18 protein-coding genes are annotated in these 21,239 nt (G+C 71.6%); 12 read left to right on the top strand and 6 right to left on the bottom strand.

The genetic code is table 11. The features are described 5' to 3' along the window. Window positions 1-4: 4 nt before the first annotated feature. The 3 genes from MTP10_RS22060 to MTP10_RS22050 are packed head-to-tail and all read left to right on the top strand — an operon-like array spanning window position 5 to window position 2,708. Window positions 5-1,003, top strand: coding sequence for a cytochrome P450 (locus tag MTP10_RS22060; protein ID WP_310711428.1), 999 nt, complete (start codon window positions 5-7; stop codon window positions 1,001-1,003). A 5-nt stretch (window positions 1,004-1,008) separates the two neighbouring features. Then, window positions 1,009-1,953, top strand: a complete 945-nt coding sequence (locus MTP10_RS22055; RefSeq protein ID WP_310711427.1) for an ATP-binding cassette domain-containing protein — start codon at window positions 1,009-1,011, stop codon at window positions 1,951-1,953. Then, the gene (locus tag MTP10_RS22050; protein WP_310711426.1) at window positions 1,950-2,708 is read left to right on the top strand and encodes an ABC transporter permease; all 759 of its coding nucleotides are present in this window, start codon (window positions 1,950-1,952) and stop codon (window positions 2,706-2,708) included. Before MTP10_RS22055 ends, MTP10_RS22050 begins: the two co-directional genes overlap by 4 nt. A 44-nt stretch (window positions 2,709-2,752) precedes the next feature. Here MTP10_RS22050 and MTP10_RS22045 read toward each other — a convergent pair whose 3' ends face one another. Together MTP10_RS22045 and MTP10_RS22040 are read right to left on the bottom strand one after the other, a co-directional pair. After that, complete coding sequence (locus MTP10_RS22045) at window positions 2,753-3,637, bottom strand: LLM class flavin-dependent oxidoreductase (RefSeq protein ID WP_310711425.1); 885 nt, start codon at window positions 3,635-3,637, stop codon at window positions 2,753-2,755. A gap of 77 nt (window positions 3,638-3,714) precedes the next feature. Then, entirely contained in the window at window positions 3,715-4,734 is a 1,020-nt protein-coding gene (locus MTP10_RS22040; protein WP_310711424.1) for an aldo/keto reductase, read from the bottom strand. A 270-nt stretch (window positions 4,735-5,004) separates the two neighbouring features. Here MTP10_RS22040 and MTP10_RS22035 point away from each other — a divergent pair, with 270 nt between their 5' ends. The 3 genes from MTP10_RS22035 (at window position 5,005) to MTP10_RS22025 (ending at window position 9,201) form a co-directional block, all read left to right on the top strand. Beyond that, the gene (locus MTP10_RS22035) at window positions 5,005-5,520 is read left to right on the top strand and encodes a TetR/AcrR family transcriptional regulator (protein WP_310711516.1); all 516 of its coding nucleotides are present in this window, start codon (window positions 5,005-5,007) and stop codon (window positions 5,518-5,520) included. Between the two features lie 107 nt (window positions 5,521-5,627). Beyond that, the gene (locus MTP10_RS22030; RefSeq protein ID WP_310711423.1) at window positions 5,628-6,404 is read left to right on the top strand and encodes a hypothetical protein; all 777 of its coding nucleotides are present in this window, start codon (window positions 5,628-5,630) and stop codon (window positions 6,402-6,404) included. A gap of 238 nt (window positions 6,405-6,642) precedes the next feature. After that, window positions 6,643-9,201 carry a M4 family metallopeptidase gene (locus MTP10_RS22025; protein WP_310711422.1) on the top strand — a complete coding sequence of 853 codons (2,559 nt, stop codon included), beginning with the start codon at window positions 6,643-6,645 and terminating at the stop codon, window positions 9,199-9,201. Between the two features lie 54 nt (window positions 9,202-9,255). On the opposite strand, the gene MTP10_RS22020 is transcribed toward MTP10_RS22025, so the two are convergent. Beyond that, window positions 9,256-12,132, bottom strand: coding sequence for an AAA family ATPase (locus MTP10_RS22020; RefSeq protein WP_310711421.1), 2,877 nt, complete (start codon window positions 12,130-12,132; stop codon window positions 9,256-9,258). A 221-nt stretch (window positions 12,133-12,353) separates the two neighbouring features. On the opposite strand from MTP10_RS22020, the gene MTP10_RS22015 reads away from it, so the two are divergent. Continuing rightward, the gene (locus MTP10_RS22015; RefSeq protein ID WP_310711420.1) at window positions 12,354-13,115 is read left to right on the top strand and encodes a class I SAM-dependent methyltransferase; all 762 of its coding nucleotides are present in this window, start codon (window positions 12,354-12,356) and stop codon (window positions 13,113-13,115) included. Between the two features lie 73 nt (window positions 13,116-13,188). On the opposite strand, the gene MTP10_RS22010 is transcribed toward MTP10_RS22015, so the two are convergent. Both MTP10_RS22010 and MTP10_RS22005 read right to left on the bottom strand, forming a co-directional pair. After that, entirely contained in the window at window positions 13,189-13,620 is a 432-nt protein-coding gene (locus MTP10_RS22010; RefSeq protein WP_310711419.1) for a nuclear transport factor 2 family protein, read from the bottom strand. Between the two features lie 40 nt (window positions 13,621-13,660). Further along, window positions 13,661-14,581: a zinc-binding dehydrogenase gene (locus MTP10_RS22005; RefSeq protein WP_310711418.1), complete on the bottom strand. Its 921-nt coding sequence runs from the start codon at window positions 14,579-14,581 to the stop codon at window positions 13,661-13,663. 114 nt (window positions 14,582-14,695) lie between these two features. Here MTP10_RS22005 and MTP10_RS22000 point away from each other — a divergent pair, with 114 nt between their 5' ends. Beyond that, a complete protein-coding gene (locus MTP10_RS22000; protein ID WP_310711417.1) occupies window positions 14,696-15,655 on the top strand; it encodes a LysR family transcriptional regulator in 960 nt (319 codons plus the stop codon). Window positions 15,656-15,700: 45 nt separating this feature from the next. On the opposite strand, the gene MTP10_RS21995 is transcribed toward MTP10_RS22000, so the two are convergent. Continuing rightward, on the bottom strand, window positions 15,701-17,338 hold the full coding sequence (locus MTP10_RS21995) for a bifunctional metallophosphatase/5'-nucleotidase (RefSeq protein ID WP_310711416.1): 1,638 nt from the start codon (window positions 17,336-17,338) through the stop codon (window positions 15,701-15,703). A 111-nt stretch (window positions 17,339-17,449) separates the two neighbouring features. Between MTP10_RS21995 and MTP10_RS21990 the strand changes: the two genes are divergently transcribed. From MTP10_RS21990 to MTP10_RS21975, 4 genes are read left to right on the top strand one after another with little or no spacing between them, the layout of a single operon-like run. Next, complete coding sequence (locus MTP10_RS21990; RefSeq protein WP_310711415.1) at window positions 17,450-18,313, top strand: MurR/RpiR family transcriptional regulator; 864 nt, start codon at window positions 17,450-17,452, stop codon at window positions 18,311-18,313. Between the two features lie 9 nt (window positions 18,314-18,322). Further along, window positions 18,323-19,558 carry an extracellular solute-binding protein gene (locus MTP10_RS21985; protein WP_310711413.1) on the top strand — a complete coding sequence of 412 codons (1,236 nt, stop codon included), beginning with the start codon at window positions 18,323-18,325 and terminating at the stop codon, window positions 19,556-19,558. Next, window positions 19,549-20,433 carry a sugar ABC transporter permease gene (locus MTP10_RS21980; RefSeq protein ID WP_310711412.1) on the top strand — a complete coding sequence of 295 codons (885 nt, stop codon included), beginning with the start codon at window positions 19,549-19,551 and terminating at the stop codon, window positions 20,431-20,433. The genes MTP10_RS21985 and MTP10_RS21980 overlap by 10 nt, the downstream gene beginning before the upstream one ends. Next, on the top strand, window positions 20,430-21,233 hold the full coding sequence (locus MTP10_RS21975) for a carbohydrate ABC transporter permease (protein WP_310711411.1): 804 nt from the start codon (window positions 20,430-20,432) through the stop codon (window positions 21,231-21,233). Before MTP10_RS21980 ends, MTP10_RS21975 begins: the two co-directional genes overlap by 4 nt. The last annotated feature ends 6 nt before the right edge of the window (window positions 21,234-21,239 follow it).

Genomic DNA, 21,239 nt, shown 5'->3' with positions numbered 1-21,239 from the left:
CATCATGTCGAACACGTATTATCGCGACCGGCCGGTCACTCCGTCCCTCGACCGCTCACCCGCCTGTCCCTTCGATCCCGCCCCTTCGCTCACCGCCCTGCGCGCGGAGCAGCCGATCGCCCGCCTGGCCGCGCCCGGGGGCGCCCCCGGCGTCTGGATGATCACCGGATACGACCTGGTCCGCCAGATCCTCGCCGACCCCCGGTTCAGCTCCCGCTACGAAACCCACTACCACCCCCTGGCGGGCGGGCACCTGCCGCCCGCCCCTGTCGGCGACCTGACCGGCATGGACGCACCCCGGCACACCCGCTTCCGCAAGCTGCTGGCGGGCAAGTTCACCGTCCGCAGGATGAACCTGCTCACCGAGCGGGTCACCGAGATCACCCGTGAGCGGCTCGATGCGATGGAGCGGCAGGGGCCGCCCGCCGACCTCGTCGAGGTCTTCGCGCAGCCGGTTCCAGCGCTGATGATCTGTGAGCTGCTCGGCGTGCCGTACGGGGACCGCGACCGGTTCCGGAGCTCCACCCGGGCCCTGTCGGACGCCGGGACCGCTGAGGCGCAATACGCCGCCTTCGCCGAGCTCGGCACCTACCTGCGGGAGCTCGCGCTCGCCAAGCGTGCTGAGCCGACCGACGACCTGCTCAGCGACCTGGCCACCGGCGGCGACCTGAGCGACGAGGAGCTCGGCGGCAGGCAGCTCACGGCGGGCGACACGGTCATCATCGCGATCAACGCCGCCAACAGGGACCCGGCCAGGTTCTCCGACCCCGACGTGCTCGATCTGCGCCGCTCGGCCGCCGGGCATCTGGCCTTCGGCCACGGCGTCCATCAGTGCCTCGGTCAGCAGCTTGCCCGCATCGAGATGCGTGTCGCGTTTCCCGCGCTGCTCACCCGCTTCCCGACGCTGCGGCTCGCCGTACCGGCTGAAGACGTGTCGCTGCGCACCGACCCCTCGCAGGTGTACGGCGTGCACAGCCTTCCCGTCACCTGGGATCGGGGGTGAACGCGATGCGAACCTTCGTCTCGGTGACGGGGCTGCGAAAGTCCTACGGCGCCCACCGCGTCCTGGACGGCATCGACCTCACCATCCCGCAGGGCACCGTCTTCTCGCTGCTCGGCCCCAACGGCGCGGGCAAGACCACCACGGTGCAGATCCTGTCCACCCTGATCAAGGCCGACGCGGGCGAGATCCGGGTGGCCGGGCACGACCTGGCCGAGGAACCCGACGAGGTGCGTGCCGCGATCGGCGTCACCGGCCAGTTCTCCGCGGTCGACAGCTTCCTCACCGGCGAGGAGAACCTGCGGCTCATGGCCGACCTGCTCCACCTCGGCCGAGCCAAGGGTCGCACGCGCGCCCGCGAGCTGCTGGAGCGCTTCGACCTCACCGACGCCGCGCGCAAGCCCGCGGCCACCTACTCGGGCGGCATGCGCCGCCGGCTCGACCTCGCCATGACCATGGTCGGCACGCCCAGGCTCATCTTCCTCGACGAACCGACCACGGGCCTGGACCCGCGCAGCCGCCGCACCATGTGGCAGATCGTCAGGGACCTCGTCCAGCAGGACGGCGTGACCATCTTCCTGACCACCCAGTACCTGGAGGAGGCCGACGAACTCGCCGACCGCATCGCCCTGCTCAGCCAGGGCCGGCTGGTGGCCGAGGGCACCCCTGAAGAACTCAAGCGAATGGTCCCCGGCGGCCACATCCTCGTACGCTTCGCCGACCCCGACGGGTACCGCAGGGCGGCCGGCCACGTCGGCGCCACCGCCGGCGACGACGCGGCGCTCACCGTCCAGATCCCCGACTCCGGCGGAGTCAGCACGCTGAGGAAGCTCCTGGAATGGCTGGACACGCATGCCATCGAGGTCGCCCAGATGTCGGTGCACACCCCCGACCTGGACGACGTCTTCCTCACCCTGACCCAGGAGTCCTCTGCCAAGGAGTCGTCCCGATGAGAGCGATCACCGACTCGGCGACGATGCTGCGCCGCCAGGTCAAACACATCTGGCGCCACCCCACGCTGATCCTCACGTTCGCGGCCGTGCCCGTGGTGTTCCTGCTGCTGTTCGTCTACGTCCTCGGCGGCACCATGGGCGCGGGCATCGGCGGCGACCGCACCGCCTACGTCGGCTACCTCATCCCCGGAATCATGATCACGACGATCGTCGGGGCCGCGCAGGGGACCGCGATCTCGGTGGCGACCGACATGACCGGGGGCATCCTCGCCAGGTTCAGGACCATGGCCATCGCCCGCGTCTCGGTGCTCACCGGGCACGTGCTCGGGGCGATGGTGCAGACGTTCCTCGCGATCGCCATGGTGACCGTGGTGGCGTCGCTGATCGGGTTCCGCCCGTCCGCCTCGGTGCTGGACTGGCTCGGCGTGGTCGGTGTGCTGGCCATGTTCACCTTCGCGATCACCTGGCTGTCGGTCGCGCTCGCCATGGTCACCAAGAACGTGGCCACGGCCAGCAACCTGCCGATGCCGCTGATGCTGCTGCCGTTCCTCGGCAGCGGCTTCGTCCCGACCGAGTCGATGCCGGCCGGTCTGCGCTGGTTCGCCGAGCACCAGCCGGCCACCCCCGCCATCGAGACGCTGCGGGCGCTGCTGGCCGGGCGTCCGGCCGGATCCAGTTTCCTGGAGGCGGCTGCATGGAGCGCGGGTATCGCCCTGGTCAGTTATCTAGGGGCACGCAGGCTCTACAACAGGTGAGGGCAGAATCGCCCTTACCGACACCCCGTTCATGGAGAAGATCCTCATCCCAGGTGGTTCGGGGTGGTGATGAGCTCGTCGGCGACCCACCGCGCGACGTCGGCGGGGTACGGCGCCGGCAGTCCGAGCACGATGTGCCGGAAGCCGGCGTCGATCGCTTCGCCGATCGCGTCCCGGGTGATGCCGGGCTGCTCGTAGGAGACGGGCAGGTGGATCGAGCGGGTGATCGAGGCGGGGTCGCGTCCGATCTCGGCGCAGTAGCGGTCCAGCAGCGCGCTGCGGCTCACGACGTCGTCGATGTCGCCGCCGGGGATGTTCCACACGTCGGCGTGCTCGGCGACCACCCGCAGCGTCGGGGCCGAACGTCCGCCGATGACGATCGGCGGATGGGGCCGCTGGACCGGTTTGGGGTTGCCGAACGCTCCGGTGAGGTGGTGGTAGGTGCCGTGGAAGTCGAACGGTTCGGCCTCGGTCCACAGCCGCCGGATCACCGTGCACGCTTCGGCGAGGCTTCCCACGGCGTGGGCGGCGTCGTGGAAGGGCAGGCCGTGCGCGTCGTACTCACGTCTGGCCAGGGGGTGGCCGGGGCGTGAGCCGACGCCGATGCCGAAGTCGAGCCGCCCGCCGGAGACGATGTCGACGGTCGTGGCGATCTTGGCCAGCATCGCGGGGGGACGGAACCGGTTGCTGGTCACGAGCAGGCCGAGCCGCAGTCGCCGGGTCTGCGCGGCCAGGGCCGAGAGCAGCGTCCAGCCCTCGTACGCCGGTCCGCTCGGATCGCCGCCGATCGGCATGAGGTGGTCGAACAGCCACGCGTGCTCGATCTCCGGGATCGCGTCCGCCTGGCGCCAGACCCGCAGGACGTCGTGGTAGTCGACCTGCTGCGGGGCGGTCATGATCCCGAAGCGGGGCGGGGAAGGGTGCGGCATGGGCCGTGGTCCTTTCGGGACGGGCAGCGCCGGCCGGGGCGCCACCGAGGTTCTTCCGGTTGCCGGGGACGAGACGGTCAGCGGCGCCGCAGACGCGGGTCGAGCAAGGCGGGAGGGGTGTCGAACTTCTCGTGCGGGGCGAGGTCGGTGCCGGGTGCGACGATCGCGTCGATGGCGTCGAGCACGTCGGCGGAGAGCACCGTGTCCGCAGCGGCGAGCTGCGAGTGCAGGTGGTCCAGTGTGCGAGGACCGATGATCGCGCTGGTCACGGCGGGGTGCGCGGTCACGAAGCCGAGCGCGAGCTGGATCATCGTCAGACCGGCCTCGTCGGCGACTACGGCCAGTCGCTCGACCGCGTCGAGCCGGGCGCGGTTGGCGGGAAGGGAGATGTCGAAGCGCTCCGGCAACGCCGCCGACCGGTTGGTGGTGATGTCCCGGCCCTCGCGGACCGCCCCCGACAGCCAGCCCGAGGCCAGCGGGCTCCACGCCAGCACGCCGAGCCCGTACTCCTCGGTCACGGGCAGCACGTGGGTCTCGATCCCGCGCTGCAGGATCGAGTAGCTGGGCTGTTCGGTGACGTAACGGCTCAGGTGATGCTCGCGGGCGGCCCACTGGGCCTGCACGAGGCGGTAGGCCGGGAAGGTCGAGGAGCCGAAGTAGCGGATCTTGCCCGCGCGCTGCAGGTCGGTCAGAGCCGACAACGTCTCCTCGTCGCTGGTGCTCGGGTCCCAGCGGTGGATCTGGTAGAGATCGACGTGGTCGACGCCGAGGCGGCGCAGGCTGTTGTCCAGCTCGGTGACCAGCCAGCGGCGCGAACTGCCCCGATGGTTGCGCTCCTCCCCCATCGGCATGTTCGCCTTCGTGGCCAGCACGATGTCGTCGCGGCGGCCGGCGATGGCCTTGCCGACCATCTCCTCCGACTCGCCGCCGCTGTACCAGTCGGCGGTGTCGATGAGGTTGATCCCGGCGTCGAGGGCGGCGTCGACGATGGCGGTGGCCTCGTCCTGGGTGGTGCGCCCGATCGCGCCGAAGTTCATCGCGCCGAGTACGAGCGAGCTGACCTGCACACCGGTGCGGCCCAAGGTGCGGTATTGCATGACCGTGTTTCCTCCGTGGGAAGGCATGGCTTGGTCGTCGGTCCCCTGCTCTGGCATGATGGAGCAAACGGAACCTTGTCCCGCTTGACAATACGGGACGCTGTCCCGTTTAGCAATTGCGGCAGCGGAGGGAACGGCGCGGTGAGCGACAGCCAAGCGGCCAGAGACAACCAAGCGGCCAGAGACAGCCAAGCGGCGAGAGACGGCCAGGAAGAAGGAGCGCATGCGGCCCCCCGCAAGCGGGCCGACGCCCGGCGCAACGAGAAGACCCTGCTCGACGCGGCCGCGGCGATCTTCGTGACCTCGGGCGTCGAAGCTCCGCTGCGCGACATCGCGGCCAAGGCCGGAGTCGGGACGGCCACGATCTACCGCCATTTCCCGACGCGAGCGGATCTCATCATCGCCGTCTACCGGCACCAGATCGAGGCCCTCGCCGAGGCCGGCCCGGCGCTGCTGGCGAGCAGCGCGACCCCGCACGCCGCACTGGGGCGATGGATCGACCTGTTCGTCGACTTCCTGGTCACCAAGCACGGTCTCGCCGCCGTGCTGCAGTCCGACGAGGCCGGCTTCGACGCGCTGCACGCCTACTTCCTCGACCGGCTCGTGCCCGTGTGCGGCCGGCTGCTCGAAGCCGCGGCAGCCGCCGGGGAGATCCGCTCCGACCTGTCCGCCCTCGAACTCATGCGCGGCGTCGGCAACCTCTGCATCGGCAGCGAGAACAATCCCCACTACGACGCGCGCCGGCTGGTCGAGCTGCTCATCGCGGGGCTGCGCCTGCCGCGCTAGCCGTCGCACGCGTCGGAACGCGGAACAGCTCCATCGGGACAACCCCACGCGCGATTCACCAGGAGGCACCATCGCGCCCCCGCCCCCGTGCGGAGGACGGTAGGGGCATGAGGGAGCATGCACAGATCGAGACGGACATCCGGCAGGTGAAGGCGCAGCTGCACCGCATGCGGGTCCTCCTGGTGAGCGCGGTGACCGCGGCGGTGGCCGTCGGCGCGCTGCTGGCCGGGGGGAAGGACGCGGTCGCCGCGGACGCGGGGAGCGGACCGGGCGGCAAGGCCAGGTTCGAGGAGATCGAGGTGCAGCGGATCAACGTGGTCGAGCCCGACGGCAAGCCACGCCTGGTCCTCAGCAACAAGGTCAGGTCGCCCGGCGCGGTCGTCAACGGGGTGGATCTCGGCAACGCCGGGCGGCGGCCCGGCCTGACCCTCTACAACGCCGAAGGGGACGAGTCCGGCGGCATGGGCACCGACAGCGGGGTGGACGAGGGCAGGCCGTGGGCGTCCGGGCAGCTCGCGTTCGACCAGTACAAGCAGGACCAGACGCTCGTGCTGCGCTACACGGAGCAGGACGGCGCGCGCGGCGTGGGGCTGGCGGTGCACGACCGGGTGGACACGCCGCTCGACCAGCTCCTGGCCGAGATGCGCAGGATCGAGGCGATGCCGCCCGGCCCCGAGCGGGACCGGGCCCAGGCGGAGTTCCGGGAGAGGTACGCCGGGCCGCAGCGGATGTTCGCCGGCAAGAGCCCCGACCGGGCGTCGGTCGTGACGCTCGCCGACGCCAAGGGCACGCCCCGCCTGGTGCTGCGGGTCGGGCACGACGGCTCTCCGCGCATCCAGTTCCTCGACGCCACCGGCAAGGTCACCCGGACGATCAGGGGGTGAGCTCGCGGGCGGCGAGCCGGTCGGGCATCGAGCGGGGCGAATTATCGGTATGCATACCGATATGCGTACGGATTTGCAGGTCTGAGGGCAGCGCCTACCGTCTGGCGGCAGTGACCCTTCGCACCCCTTGATCCACCCCCCGATTCCCGGCCAGCCCGTACTCCGAGGCGACCCTTCGGCACGGGCCGGCGCGCGCCCACCCGGGCGGCGGGCCGGGAACAGCCGAAAGGAGCGCAGCGTGAAACGCAAGGGCCTGGCTGCCGCGACCGTGGGACTCGCCACGGCCGCGGCCATGGTGTTGTCCGCCTTACCCGCGTACGCCGCCCCGCCCGGGGCGACCCCCGCCCGGCAGAGTTCCGGGACGCAGGCACGCACCGCCGCGGCGGACCCCGAGTCGCGCGCCGCGGCGGTCGCCGACCAGGCGGTCTCCAGCGGCATGGACAACCTCGTCAAGGGACCCGACGAGGCGTACCGTCGCCTGAAGGTCGTCCGCGGCGCGGGAGACATGTTCTTCGTCTCCTACGAGCGCACGTACAAGGGCCTGCCGATGGTCGGCGGCGACGCCGTCGTCGTGACCGACTCCGCCGGACGCGTCCGCGACACCGTGGCCGAGTCCGGGCCGAGCCGCGGCGACGTGCCGACCACCCCCGAGATCGACGCCGCGCGCGCCACCGAGGTGGCCAAGACGCGCCTCTCACGCGTCGACGACAGCGCCGCCCCCCGCCTGGTCGTCCTCACCTGGGGTGACAAGCGGCGGCTGACCTGGGAGACGGTCGTCAGCGGCCTGAAGGACGGCCGGCCGAGCATCCAGCACGTCTTCGTGGACGCCCGCACGGGCGAGATCGCCGACTCCTACGACCAGGTCCGCGAAGGCAGCGGCAACGGCTACTACTACGGGCAGGTCACCATCGGCACGAGCGGCTCCGGCAGCTCGTACTCCATGACCGACACCACCAGGCCCGGCATCAAGTGCGGCGGGCAGAACGGCTCCGCCTACACTGGCACCGACGACGCCTGGGGCAACGGCCAGGGCACCAACCTGGAGACCGCCTGCGTCGACGCCCTGTACGCCGTCCAGCGCGAGTGGGACATGCTGCGCGACTGGCTGGGCCGCAACGGCATCGACGGCAACGGCAACGGCTTCCCCGCCCGCGTCGGCCTGGCCGACGTCAACGCCTACTGGAACGGCAGCTACACCAACTTCGGCCACAACCAGGCCAACACCCGCCAGGCCACGCCCATCGACGTGGTGGCGCACGAGTTCGGCCACGCCATCTTCCAGACCACGCCCGGCGGCGCCGGATCGGGCAACGAGAACGGCGGCATCAACGAGGGCACCGGCGACGTCTTCGGCGTGATCACCGAGCACTACGCCAACAACCCGAACGACCCGCCCGACTACCTGGTCGGCGAGGAGGTCGACCTCGTCGGCGACGGCCCGATCCGCAACATGTACAACCCCAGCGCGCTCGGCGACCCCAACTGCTGGTCCACCTCGATCCCCAGCACCGAGGTGCACTCCGCGGCCGGCCCGCTGAACCACTGGTTCTACCTGCTGGCCGAGGGCAGCAACCCCGGCGGCGGCAAGCCGTCCAGCCCGATCTGCTCCGGCGGACCCTCCTCGGTGACCGGCATCGGCATCGAGAAGGCCGGCAAGATCTTCATGGGCGCCCTGAACCGCAAGACCTCGAGCTGGCGGTACGCCACCGTCCGCTCCGCCGCCGTCGCGGCCGCGGTCGAGCTGTTCGGCGCCAACAGCGTCGAGTGCAACACCACCAAGGCGTCGTTCAGCGCGATCGCCGTGCCGGCGCAGTCGGGCGAGGCGGCCTGCGGCAGCACTCCGGGCAACGACTTCTCGCTGACCCTCAGCTCGTCGTCGGGCACCGCCCAGCCCGGCCAGCAGGTGACCACCACGGTCGCCACCCAGACCACCTCCGGCAGCGCGCAGACTGTCAACCTGACCGCCACCGGCGTGCCGAGCGGTGTCACGGCGAGCTTCAACCCGTCGTCGGTGACCTCCGGCAACTCCTCCACCCTCACGCTGTCCGTCGGCTCGTCGGCGGCGCAGGGCAGCTACCGCATCACCGTGACCGGTACGGGCTCGGCCACGCACACCGCCGTCTACACCCTCCAGGTGGGCACATCGACCCGCGACTTCTCGATCTCGGCGAACCCGGGCTCGGGCACCGTGCAGGCGGGCTCGGCGGCCACCACCACCATCGGCACCACCACCACGGCCGGCACCGCGCAGGCGGTCAACCTGTCGGCGACCGGGCTGCCGACGGGCGCCTCCGCCGCCTTCAACCCCGCCTCCGTGACGTCGGGCGGCTCGTCCACCCTGACGATCACGACGGCGCCGACCACCCCGGCCGGCTCCTACACCGTGACGGTGACGGGCACCGGCGAGACGGCGTCCCGGACGGTGACGTACGCGCTGACCGTCCAGGGCACCTCGGGCGGCCGGACGTTCACCAACGGCACCAACTACACGATCTCCGACTACTCCACCGTGCAGAGCCCGATCAGCTCCACGGCGACGGGCACCGCGACCTCGCCCGTCAAGCTGTCCGTCACCATCAGCCACACCTGCGCCGAGGACCTCGACATCTGGCTGCGCGGGCCGAGCGGCCAGTGGTACGCGGTCGACCGGTACGGCGGCACGAGCTGCACCTCCTACGGCACCAGGACGTACACGGTGCCGGTGAGCCAGCAGGCCGCGGGCACCTGGACCCTCGAGGTCACCGACGAGTACCTCGGTGACACCGGGTTCCTGGACTCCTGGAGCATCACCGTCTGACCCGCACACCGAAGGCCCCGGCCCGGGAGGAATCCCGGCCGGGGCCTTCGCCCGTCACGACGGCAGGATCACGTCGTTGCGGGAGCGGACGCCGAGCTTCTGCAGCACCTTGGCCACGTGCGTGTCGACCGTGCGACGCGACAGGAACAGCACCTCGGCGATCTCCCTGTTGGTCCGGCCCTGCGCCACCAGCCCGGCCACCTCCCGCTCCCGCGGTGACAGCCCGCCGCCGGGCGCCTTGCGCGCCTTGCGCGGCGGCGCCCCGACGCCGATCTGCCGCAGCTTGTGCCGGCAGCGCGCCGCGTCGTGGGTGGCGCCGAGCGTCGCGTACCGCTCGGCGGCGTCGGCCACGATCCGCGCGGCCTCCTCCCGGTCGCCGAGCTCCAGCAGCGCGGCCGCCTCGGCCTCCGCCGCCCGCGCCGCGCCGTAGGGCCGTGGCATCGCCTCGTACGCCGCCCTTGCCCGGCCGTGGCACGCCACCGCCTCCTCCAGCCGGCCCGCGTCCCGTGCCAGCGCGCCGCGGACCACCTCCAGCGCCGCCATGGCCGACGGCGCGTCGCGGCCCTCGATGCCCTCCGCGAACTCGGCCACCAGCTCGGCCGCCTCCTCCCGGCGCCCGGCCGTCAGCAGCGCGCCGACGGCGGGCGGCACGAGCTGGTCGCCCCACACCCACACGCCCTTGCGGCGCAGCCGGGCCACCGCGCCACCCGCCTCGGCCAGCGCGGCCTCCAGCCGGCCGTGGATCAGGCAGAGCTCGATCAGGCCGCCGGACGCGGTGGCGGCGACCGGGAGGAACGCCGAGTCGCCCGCCCGCACCCCGGTGGCCTCCAGGCGCAGGCCGGCCTCCTCCCACTCGCCGCGGGCCAGCGCCAGCATGCCGAGGACGAGCTGGGCGTCCACGCCCAGCAGCGGCGCCTCCGGCATGATCTCGACGGCCGCGACCGCCCGCTCCCGCAGCCCCTCCCAGCGGCCGGTCAGCCAGTCGAGCCTGATCGACGACATCTCCACCAGGTACACCGGGTACATGGCGCCGCTCTCCTCGGCGATCCGCCGGCCCAGACGGGCGTACCGGCCGGCCGCCGCGTAGTGGCCGAGCGGGATCGCCGCGTCGCACAGGTTGGAGTAGGCGCGCGCCACCTGCCGGCGCACCCCGGCGGACGGGTGGTTGTCCGGCAGGGTGTCCGCCAGCGCGAACGCCTCCGGCGAGCCGACCAGCATGGCGAAGGCGACCTTGTTGGCGTGCACGGTCGCCGCCAGCTCCACGTCCTCGTCGGCGACGACCAGGCTCTCGGCCTGGTCCATCCATTTCTGGTGGGTGGCGATCGGCTCGCCGCCCCAGGCCGGTATGGCCAGCAGCGCCAGCCCCCTGGCGGCCATGCCCGGCCGGTTGGCCAGGTCGGGAAGCGCGGCCAGCACCTCCTGCCGGCCCTCGGCGATGGCGCCCGCCTGGTTCGACAGCAGCACGCCCAGGTTGAGCCGGGCCTCGCCGCGTACCTCCGGTGACAGGAAGTCGTCCGACATCAGGTGGCGCAGCAACCGGGCGACGCGCCGGTGCGACAGCCCGACCGCGGCCAGCCTGCTGAGTTGCAGGGCGAACGGGCCGCGCGCGTCGCGCGGCAGCTTGGGGTCGGCGAGCATCCCTTCGAGCAGCTCGACGGCGAGCGGGACGTCGCCGAGCGCCGCGGCCTGCTCGGCGGCGGCGCCGCCGTGCCGCCGCCAGGCGTCGAAGTCGCCCGCGCGCCGGGCGTGGTAGGCGAGCTGGACCAGCGGCGGCGGCTCCAGCGCGGCCAGCGCGGCCATGGCCCGCCCATGCAGCAGCCGCCGGTCGGGGCCGGGGATGGAGTCGTAGACGGCCTGCTGGGCGAGGGCGTGCCGGAAGCCGTACTGGCCGTCGGGCTGCTCCAGCAGCACGCCCGCCTTGAGCGCCTCACGCAGCTCCATGTCGTCCGAGACGCCGGAGACCCGCGAGACCGTGGCGATCAGCGGCTCGTCCGCCGGCAGCTTGAGCACGGCGGCCGCGTGCACGGCGCGCAACGCGTCGGCCGACAGCCCGGCGAGCTGCTCCGCCATCGCCTCGCGCAGCAGCAGCGGCACCGCGATGCGGTCCAGGGCCGCCTGCTCCGCCTCACCGCCCTCCCCGGGATCGGTGAGCCGGCCGGCGTCGTCGATCAGCGAGCGGACGACCTCCTCCACCACGAACGGGACTCCGGCGGTGTGCTCGTGCAGCATGGCCGCGAACGAGGCCGACAGCTCCGCCCGGCCGAGCAGCGTGCCCGCCATGCGCCTGACGCCCTCCACGTCCAGGGGCGCCAGCGCCACCACCTCGCTGTTGACGCCCTGCGGATGCCTGTAGGCGTGACCGAACGGCAGCTCCGGCACCGGCAGCCCCTCCCGCCGGAAGGTGACCACCAGGGCCAGGCCCGCGGGCGGCTGGTCGGTCAGGAACCGCAGCAGGTCGCGCGTGCCGTCGTCGGCCCAGTGCAGGTCCTCCACCACCAGCACGACGGGCCCCGCGGCGGACAGCAGCGCGTGGACGGCGCGGAACAGCCGGTGACGCTCGGCGCGCGGGTCGTCGACCGGCGGCGGGGGCGGCGACGGCGGCAGGTGCTCGGCCAGCTCCGGCAGATAACCGCGCAGCGCCCCCGTCACCGGGTTGAGCGCCGACCTGCCGGGCAGGGCGGGCGCGGCGTGGCGCAGCGCGTCGAACACCGGCCCGTAGGGGAACGGCTCCCGGAGCTGGTGGCAGTGGCCGACCAGCACGGTTCGCTCCCCGTCGGGAAGGAGCTCCACGGCGGCCCGTACCAGCCGGGTCTTGCCGATCCCCGCCTCGCCCTGCACCAGGGCCACCGCGGGCGGGCTGGTGATCGCGTCGAGGAGCGCTCTGAGCTGCGTGTCACGTCCGACCAGCGAAAGCGGGGCGGGACTCGTCATCGGAGGCTCCGAACCGTGCGGTGTTCTGCCCGTGCCGGAACTCCGTTATCCACTAACCGTCAAGTTCGGTCAACCCTCTCCTTACTCCCCGGCCACCCGAGCGTGCGCCCGGGGAGGGTTTTGCCGTATCCGGACGCGCCCTGTGCGGGCCGGTCGTTGAGCGGAGGGGCGGCGGCGCCTAGATTCCATGGCCCAACCGTCACCCGTCTGGTGGTCCCGACGTGAAGCACAACCGGTCGAGCATCGCCCACCAAGCCCGCTACGCCCTGACGCACCCGGAGCGCATCGCCCCGCACCTGCGCCGGCTGGCCCGCGACACGTGGCTGCGGCTGCGCACCCGCGACCACGTCGCGTACTACCGGGCCGTGATGAGGTCCGACACCGCCCGCAGCCCCGAGGGGGCCGTGGGCTCGCACTCGCACAAGCGCTGGCTGGCGCTCGGGCGCATGCAGTTCGACTACCTGAAGCAGCACGGGCTCAAGCCGGACCTGCGGATGCTGGAGATCGGCTGCGGCAACCTGCGCGCCGGACGCCTGTTCATCGACTACCTGGACACGGGCCACTACTACGGCGTCGACATCTCCCCCGACATCCTCATCGCCGCCCAGGACACGCTCGCCGCCCACGGCCTGCGCGACAAGCTGCCGCACCTGACGCCGGTGCGCGACCTGCGCTTCGCGTTCCTGCCCGACGAGCACTTCGACGTCGTGCACGCCCACAGTGTCTTCTCCCACTCGCCGCCGCACGTCATCGAGGAGTGCTTCGCGCACGTCGGCCGGATCATGCGGCCGGACGGCTGGTTCGACTTCACCTTCGACCGCACGGAGGGCGAGGAGCACCACGTGCTGCGCGAGGACTTCTACTACCGCACCGAGACGCTCGTCGCCCTCGCCGGCCGGTACGGCCTGGACGCCGTCCTCATGGAGGACTGGGAACGCCTGCCGCACAAGCAGTCGAAGATCCGCGTCACCCGGCGGGCGTGACCGCGGGTCACGTACGCGGCTCCTGCGGGGCCGCGCCCCGGGAGACGACCTGGTCGAGCATCGCGCCGGCGGCTCAGACGGCGCCGGCCGGCTCGGAACCGCCGTGGCCGGGGAAGAGGGTCGCCGCGACATGCCCGGTGTCGGCGTACTCGACGACGGAGACGATCCTGCCGTCGCGGACCATGTAGATCCCGACGCAGCGGTTGTCGTAGGTGCCGCCGTACACGGTCCGCGCCTTCGAGGTCCACTCGGCGACCACGCGGTCGCCCTCGGCGATCGTCCCGACCAGCTCGATCTTCATGGTGCCGGGAACGAGGACGGGACCCATGCCGCCCAGGAAGTCGTTGATGATCGCGTCGCGGCCCCGCCACACCTTCGAGATCGGCAGGTCGCCCGGGTAGTGCCAGGTCGCGTCCTCGGCGAAGCTGTCGTGGATGACGTCGGCGTCGCCGTCGCGGACGGCCTCGACGTAGCGGATGACGACGTCCCTGGGCTCGGTGGTCATGGTGCGAACTCCTTGTCTGGTCGTTCAGAGATGCGGGCGTTCAGGACAGGGTGAGCACGGCCTTGCCGCGGATGCGGCGGTCGCGCAGGTCGGTGAGGGTGGTCGCCGTCGCGGACCAGTCCGCGACGCGGCCGATCTCGGGGTGCAGGCGGCCTTCGGTGGTCAGCCGGACGAGCGTCGCGAGGTCCTCGCCGAGACCGGTGTCGGCGTCGAGGTAGTGGAAGTGGCGGATGACCGCCGACTCGGGCCCCTGGAAGAAGTCGAAGAAGTCGAGCGTCGCCGGGGTCCGGCTGGCCTGCCCGAACCAGATGAGCGTGCCCCGCTTGGCGAGCCGCGCGAGCGCCAGGGGAAGGGCTTCGCCACCCGTCGACTCCAGCACGATGTCGTACGGTCCGCGCGCGTCGGCCGGGTGGTGGACGATCTGGGTCGCACCGAGCTCGGTGAGCCGGGCACCGCGCTCGGCGTCCCGGGTCACGGCCGTGACCTCCGCCCCGGCGGCGGCGGCGAGCTCGGTCACATAGTGCCCCACGCCTCCCGACGCCCCGGTCAGCAGCAGCCGCCGGCCCAGTACCGGCCCGGCCGCGCGCAACAGCCGCAGCGCGGTGAGCCCCGCGAGCGGCAGCGCCGCGCCCTGGACCGCGGAGACGCTGTCCGGCAGGACCGCGAGGGCGCCGGTCGGCACGGCCACGTACTCGGCCCAGCCGCCCGCCATGGGGTGACCGACGACGCGCGCGATACCGGCCGGCCCGCTGCCGTCGGCGGCCGGCTGCACCACCAGCCCCGCGATGTCCTTGCCGGGCCGTTCGCTGGGCACGGGCGCTTCCAGCTTGAACGTCTCGCCGCGGTTGACCGAGTACGCCTCCACCCTCACCAGCGCCTCGTCGGCGCGCGGGGTGGGCTCGGGGACGTCGGCGAGCACGACCGGTTCGGCGGGGTCTCCGGTCGGTACGAGAGCCTTCATGGTCATTGCCTCCTGGGTGGTGTCTCGAGAACACTTCACCGGGTGAGGCGGCGGTCGGGCCAACAACGGAGCTCCCACGCCGACAACGCCGGGTTGTCGCATATGGTCAGCGGCATGGATCTCGACCTCGCCCTGGTCCGCGCGTTCGTCGCGACGGCCGAGACGCTGCACTTCGGGCGCGCCGCCGACCAGCTGGGCACCAGCCAGCAGGCGCTGTCGAAACGCATCGCGCGCCTGGAGACGCTGCTCGGTGTCCGCCTGTTCGAACGGGAGGGCGGCACGCGGTTGACCGAGGCCGGTGAGCGGTTCGAGCCGGCCGCGCGCGAGGCTCTCGCGGCGGGTGACCGCGCGGTCGCGGCGGCGCTGGGCGCCGGGCAGGTCGTACGTCTCGACGTGTGGGGCCATCTCTACGCGCCGATGCGTACCGTCGCGCAGGCGGTGGAGAGGCTCGACGCGACACGCCTGGAGACCGGCCCGGCACGCGACTGGCCGTCGGCCGCCGAAGCGCTGCTGCGTGGTGACGCCGACGTGGGTTTCGGCCGGGTGCACCCGCTGCCCGGCGGCCGGGACGCGGGCATCGCCCAGCGGCTCGTCCGCCTGGAGCCCGTCGACGCGGTCGTCAGCGCTTCCCACCCGTGGGCCGGCGCGGATGAACTGCGCCCCGCCGACCTGCGCGAGAGCACCCTGTGGTGCCCGGCGGAGCTGACCCGCCTCGACTTCCTGCGGCGCTTCGCGGACGAGTTCGGGATCACGCGTCGCCAGGACGGCCCCAACCTGGGCCCGGACCACCTCGTCCAGCACATTCGCACTGATCCGACGTGTTTCACGCTTTTTCCCAGCGACGCGCCCCTGCCCGGCTACGCGGATCTGCGCTCGATCCCGCTCACCGCGCCGACCCCGCTGTACGCGTGGTCGCTGGCGTGGCAGGAGTCGCGCCGCCACCCGAGCCTCGACACCCTGCTGCGCGGCTTCGCCGAAGCGGGCCGTACCCGGCGCTGGCTGGACTACGCACCAGAGCGCGACTGGCTCCCGGACACCGACCACGCGGAACTCGCGCGCCTGACGGGTGACTGACCGGCAAGCCGGGCACGAGCGACGACCTCGAAGCGCCGCGAAGGGCTAGTTCACGCGGGTGACGCGGCCCAGGGCCGGGGCCGGCAGCGGGCTCTTGGCCCGGAGGTAGGACTCGAAGGCGTCGATGTCGCGTACCTTCTCCACCCGGTCGGTGCCCTCGGTCAGCACGGAGAAGCCGTCGCCGCCGTTGGCGATGAAGGAGTTGGCGGTCAGGCGGTACTGCGCGGCCGGGTCGACGACGGTCCCGTTGAGCTTGACGGTGGCCGGGTCGATCCTGTCGCAGGCCGGCTTGGCGTTGTCGTAGGTGTAGGTCAGGCCCTTGGAGATGCCGAGCACGCGCGCCGTGACCTGCCCGCACCACTGCTGTTCCAGCAGCCGCTCCAGTTGCGTGCCGGTCAGGGTCATGGTGACCAGGGCGTTCCTGAACTGCTGCACGCGCATGGCCTCGCCGTGGGTGACCAGGTTGGGCAGGTCGTTGCCGGTGGCCGAGACGTACAGGTCGCCGCCGATGCCTCCGCCGTAGGGAGGCTGGATCGCGATCTGCGCCCCGCCGTTCTCCGGCGCCGAGGTGGCGAAGAGCCGGGCGTCGGCCAGGGCGTGGCCCATCGTCGACTCCCCCGCGGCGTTCCTGGCCGCCGTGAGGTCACCGGTGATCATGCCGACCGGCTTGTCCAGCCGGCGATGAGCCTCCTCCTCGCTCCTGCGGCGCAGCACGGAGATCGGCCCGTTGGGCTTGATGTCGTGGGTGACCGTGATGTTCTCCGCCTTCGCCGCGACAGGGTTGCCGGTGGCGCGGTCGACGGTGAGGTTGAGCCGGGTGAGCTCGCGGCTGAACCCCGACGTCTGGGTGACGGGGATGCCGTTGATCACGCAGTTGTAGGCGTTGTGGGTGTGGGCGGAGAAGACGGCGTCCACCTCGGGGTCGAACTTGGCGACGATGTCCTTGACCGGCCCGGCCAGGTTGTTGCACTGGTTGGGCAGGCCGCCGCCGGTCTGGCCGCCGCCCTGGTGGAGCAGGACGACGATGGTCCGCACGCCCTTGGCCTTGAGCTCGGCGACGTAGGCGTTGACGGTCTCGGCCTCGTCACGGCCCTGCAGGGGCGCCGTGGGCGAGGGCGCCTCGAACAGCGAGTTCTTGTGGGTCAGCCCGATGATGCCGACCTTGACGCCGCGCACCTCCTTGACGAGGTAGGGGTCGAAGGCGGGCTTGCCCGTGGTGGTGTCGACGATGTTGGCGCCCAGGAACGGGAAGGAGGCGCCCTTGAAGCCCGGCACGCTGCAGCCTTCGACCGGGTGACAGCCGCCGTTCTCCAGCCTGCGCAGCTCGGTCAGCCCGCGGTCGAACTCGTGGTTGCCGACACTCGAGGCGTCCAGGCGCATCAGCGACAGCGCCTCGATGGCCGGCTCGTCGTTCATGACCGCCGAGGCCGGGCTGTTGATGATGTTGTCCCCTGCGGCCAGGCGCAGGGTGCCGCGGGGGTTGTCCTTCTGCAGCCGGTCCATATGGGCCGCGAGGTACTCGGCTCCGCCCGCCTCGACGGGGCCTTCCGGGGTCATGGCGAGGCTCGACGGCAGGGACGAGTGGAAGTCGTTGAAGGTCAGTAACTGGATGTCGACCGTGTCGGCGCGGGCGGGCAGCAGGCTGGTGCTTCCGAGCACCAGCGCCAGGAGAAGGTTGCGCATGGCCTCGAAAGTGACATGCTCCCAATGAATCACGCAAGGGGGAAAATTTCTAACATCGTATGTCGAATGTGAACTATTGACATACCTGCCGGGAAGCGGGAAGGTCCTCCCATGTCACCGATCCTGGCCAGAATCCGGGGGGTCGAGCCCACCCTCACCGCGGCCCACCGGCGCATCGCCGAGACGATCCTCGCCGAGCCCGCCGTCGTGGCCGCCTCGACCATCGGTGAGCTGGCGGAGCGGTGCGGCACCTCGCTCACCACCATCACCCGCTTCTGCCGCGAGCTGGGCCTGGCCGGCTACCCCGAGCTCAGGCTGGCGCTGGCGGCCGAGCTCGGCCGCAACGACGCCGCCCCGCGCGAGCAGGGCCTGATCGCCTTCTCGCCGGACGACCCCGCGAGCCTGGTGCTGCGCAGTCTGCTGGCCAGCGATATGCGCGCGATGGAGGAGACGGCGGCCCAGCTCGACCTCGAAGCGGTGGACCGGGCGGTCTCCGCCGTGGTGCGCGCCAGGTTCATCGACTTCTTCGCGGTCGCCGGCAGCGCCGGCGTCGCCATGGACCTGCACCTGCGGCTGCACGCCATCGGCCGGCCGTGCGTGCTGTGGACCGACGTGCACAGCGCCGTCTGCAGCGCCAACGCGCGCAGCCGGCAGGACGTGGCGATCGGCATCTCCCACTCGGGCACCACGGCCGAGGTGGTCGAGCCGCTGACCATCGCCAGGGAACGCGGCGCCACCACGATCGCGGTCACCAACTTCCCGCGCAGCCCGCTGGCCGAGGCCGCCGACATCGTCCTCACCACCGCCGCGCAGGACACCCCCTTCCGCGCGGGCGGCGTGGCCGCCCGCCACACCCAGATGCTGGTCCTGGACTGCCTCTACATCGGCGTCGTCCAGCGCACCCATGCCACCAGCAACGAGCTGCTGACCACAGCCACCGACGCGGTCGCCAAGCACCGCCTGCCCCCCCGCTAGGAGCCCCTCATGCGCCTCGCCGCCGCCGCTGTCGCCTTGGCGATGGCGGTCACCGCCTGTGCCCCTTCGACCACCACCCGTGCCGACGACGGCAAGACCACCCTCTCGGTCTGGGGGTGGGGCCCCGAGGCGAACTTCGACAAGATGTTCGCCGAGTACGAGAAGCTCCATCCCGGCGTCGACGTCGACGCCCGTTCCTTCACCACCTCCACCGAGTACGACACGATCCTGTCCACCGGCCTGGCCGGCGACAGCGGGCCCGACCTCGCCTGGCTGCGCGCCGGACCCCAGCTGCAGCCGCTCGTCGAGGCGGGCCGGCTGCTCCCCCTCGACACCAAGGACGTGCCCGGCCTGGCGAGCTTCGACGAAGGTGTCCTGCGCGCCGCCAAGGGCGACAAGGACGGCAAGGTGTACGGCGTGCCGTTCGCCGTGCAGACCCTGCAGGTGATCTACAACAAGAAGATCTTCGCGGACAACGGCCTCACCCCGCCGAAGACGTACGACGAGATGATCTCCACCGCCGGCAAGCTCAAGGCCAAGGGCGTCATCCCGTTCGCCTTCGGCGGCAAGGACGACTGGATGCTGCCGATCGTGGCGAGCATCTTCGGCACCGCCCACTGGGGCGGCGACGAGTTCATCGCCGCCGTCAAGGCCAAGCAGAAGAAGTTCGCCGACCCCCGCTTCGTCGAGGGCATCGACCAGCTCAACAAGCTCAAGCCGTACTTCCCCGACAACGCCGCCGGCGTCTCCTACACCGACGCGCAGATCCTGTTCTCCTCCGGCAAGGCCGCCATGTTCCCCGGCGGCCTGTGGGAGCTGAACTTCTTCAGTGAGAACGCCAAGGACGTCGAGCTGGGCGTCTTCACGCCGCCCGCGCCGGAGGGCCAGGGCCTCATGCCCGGCTTCACCGACGGCTCCTACGGCATCAACGTCAAGACCAAGCACAAGGCCGAGGCGCTGAAGTTCGCCGCCTGGCTGGCCTCCAAGGACTACGGCCGGCTCTACACCGACACCCAGCGCACGTTCTCCGCCGTGCCCGGCGTCACGCCCAAGGACCCCCTGCTCGGCGAGGTGGCCGCCACCTTCGGCCGGCACGGCGCGACCTACTTCATGAACGAGTTCGCCTACGGCAACCCCTCCTCCGCCGCCGTGTTCTCCAAGGCGCTGCAGGAGATGCTGCTGGGCCGCATCACCGCCAAGGAGGCGGCGGAGCAGCTCGACAAGAGCGTGTCCACATGGCTCTAGGCGCGCGGCGGGGAGCCTCGTACCTGTTCCTGATCCCCGCCTTCCTTCTCTACTCGGTCTTCGTGGTCTACCCGCTGTTCACCGGCCTGACCTACAGCTTCTTCTCCTGGAAGGGCACGCTGCGCGGCGGCTTCGCCGGGGTGGACAACTACGCCGGCCTGCTGTCGGGCGCCTTCCTCGACCAGCTGCTGCCGGCGCTGGGACACAACGCCCTGCTCTTCGCGGGCACCATGCTCGTGCAGAACACGCTGGGCCTGGCCTTCGCGCTCGCCCTGTCCCGAGCACGGCGCGGCAAGCGGGCGCTGCAGACCATGTTCGCCCTGCCGTACCTGGTCAATCCGCTGGTCATCGGCTACCTGTGGACCCTGCTGCTCAGCCCCGCCTTCGGCCCGGTCAACGCGCTGCTCAAGCCGCTCGGCCTGGCGATGCCGTGGCTGGGCGACCCCGGCACCGCGCTGCCGACCGTCATCGCGATCACCACCTGGCAGTGGGTGGGCTTTCCGATGCTGCTGTTCAGCGCCGCCCTCGCCGGCATCCCCCAGGAGTACGGCGAGGCCGCCAGGACCGACGGCGCCGGCTCCTGGCAGGTGTTCTGGCGCATCACGCTGCCGCTGCTCAAGCCGGCCATGGCCACCGTCACGATCCTCAGCTTCATCGGCAGCATGGGCACCTTCGCCCTGGTCTACGCCCTCGGCGGCTCCAACGGCGCACCGGCGGGCGCCACCGACGTGCTCGGCCTGCTGTTCTACCGGACCGCCTTCGCCTCGGGCGACGTCAACGCGCTGGGCACCTCCTCGGCGCTGGCGGTCTTCATGTTCACCTTCATCTTCGGCTCGACGCTGCTGCTCGAGCGGGTCCTGAGGAGGAGAGCGTGAGAGCGCTGGGCATCAGGATCCTGCTCTGGGGCTACGCCGCCTTCTCCATGGCGCCGCTGGTCGTCATGGTGCTCAGCTCCTTCCGGCCCACCAGCGAGATCTTCGATCAGCCGCTCGGCTGGCCCACCGGGTTCGGCAACTACGCCAAGGCGTGGACGGAGGCGTCCTTCTCCACGTACGTGGTCAACTCGACGGTCGTCGTGGTCTGCGCGGTGCTGCTGGGCGCCGTGGTCTCGCTGCTGGCCGCGTACCCGCTGGGCCGCAGGGAGTTCCGGGGCCGGAGCGTGTTCGCCGCCTACTTCGTCTCCGGCATGACGTTGCCCGCCCACCTGGGCGTGCTGCCGCTGTTCTACCTGCTGGAGAGCATGGGGCTGGTCGACTCGCTGGCCGGGCTGGTGCTGGTCTACGCGGCCGGGTCGGTGCCGTTCAACGTCTTCGTGCTGACCGCCTTCTTCCGTCAGCTGCCGTACGAGCTGGACGAGGCCGCCGCCCTGGACGGCGCCGGGCCATGGGCGACCTTCTGGCACGTGATGCTGCCGCTGGTCCGGCCCGCGCTCGCGACGGTGGTGGTCTTCCAGTTCGTACCGATCTGGAATGACTTCTTCTACCCCCTGGTCCTGATGCGGGACGAGAGCAAGCTGACCCTGCCGGTCGGCCTCACCCACTTCTTCGGCCAGTTCCAGAACGACTGGGGGACGATCTTCGCCGGTCTGGTGATGACGACCATCCCCCTGGTCGTGCTCTTCGTCCTGGCCGCGCGCCAGATCGTCGCCGGGCTGACCGCCGGCATGAACCGTTGAGGAAAA

Origin of the sequence: Nonomuraea sp. 3-1Str (assembly GCF_031570565.1) — a bacterium.
Lineage (GTDB): Bacteria > Actinomycetota > Actinomycetes > Streptosporangiales > Streptosporangiaceae > Nonomuraea.
This window is presented reverse-complemented; position numbering and strand designations above follow the sequence as displayed.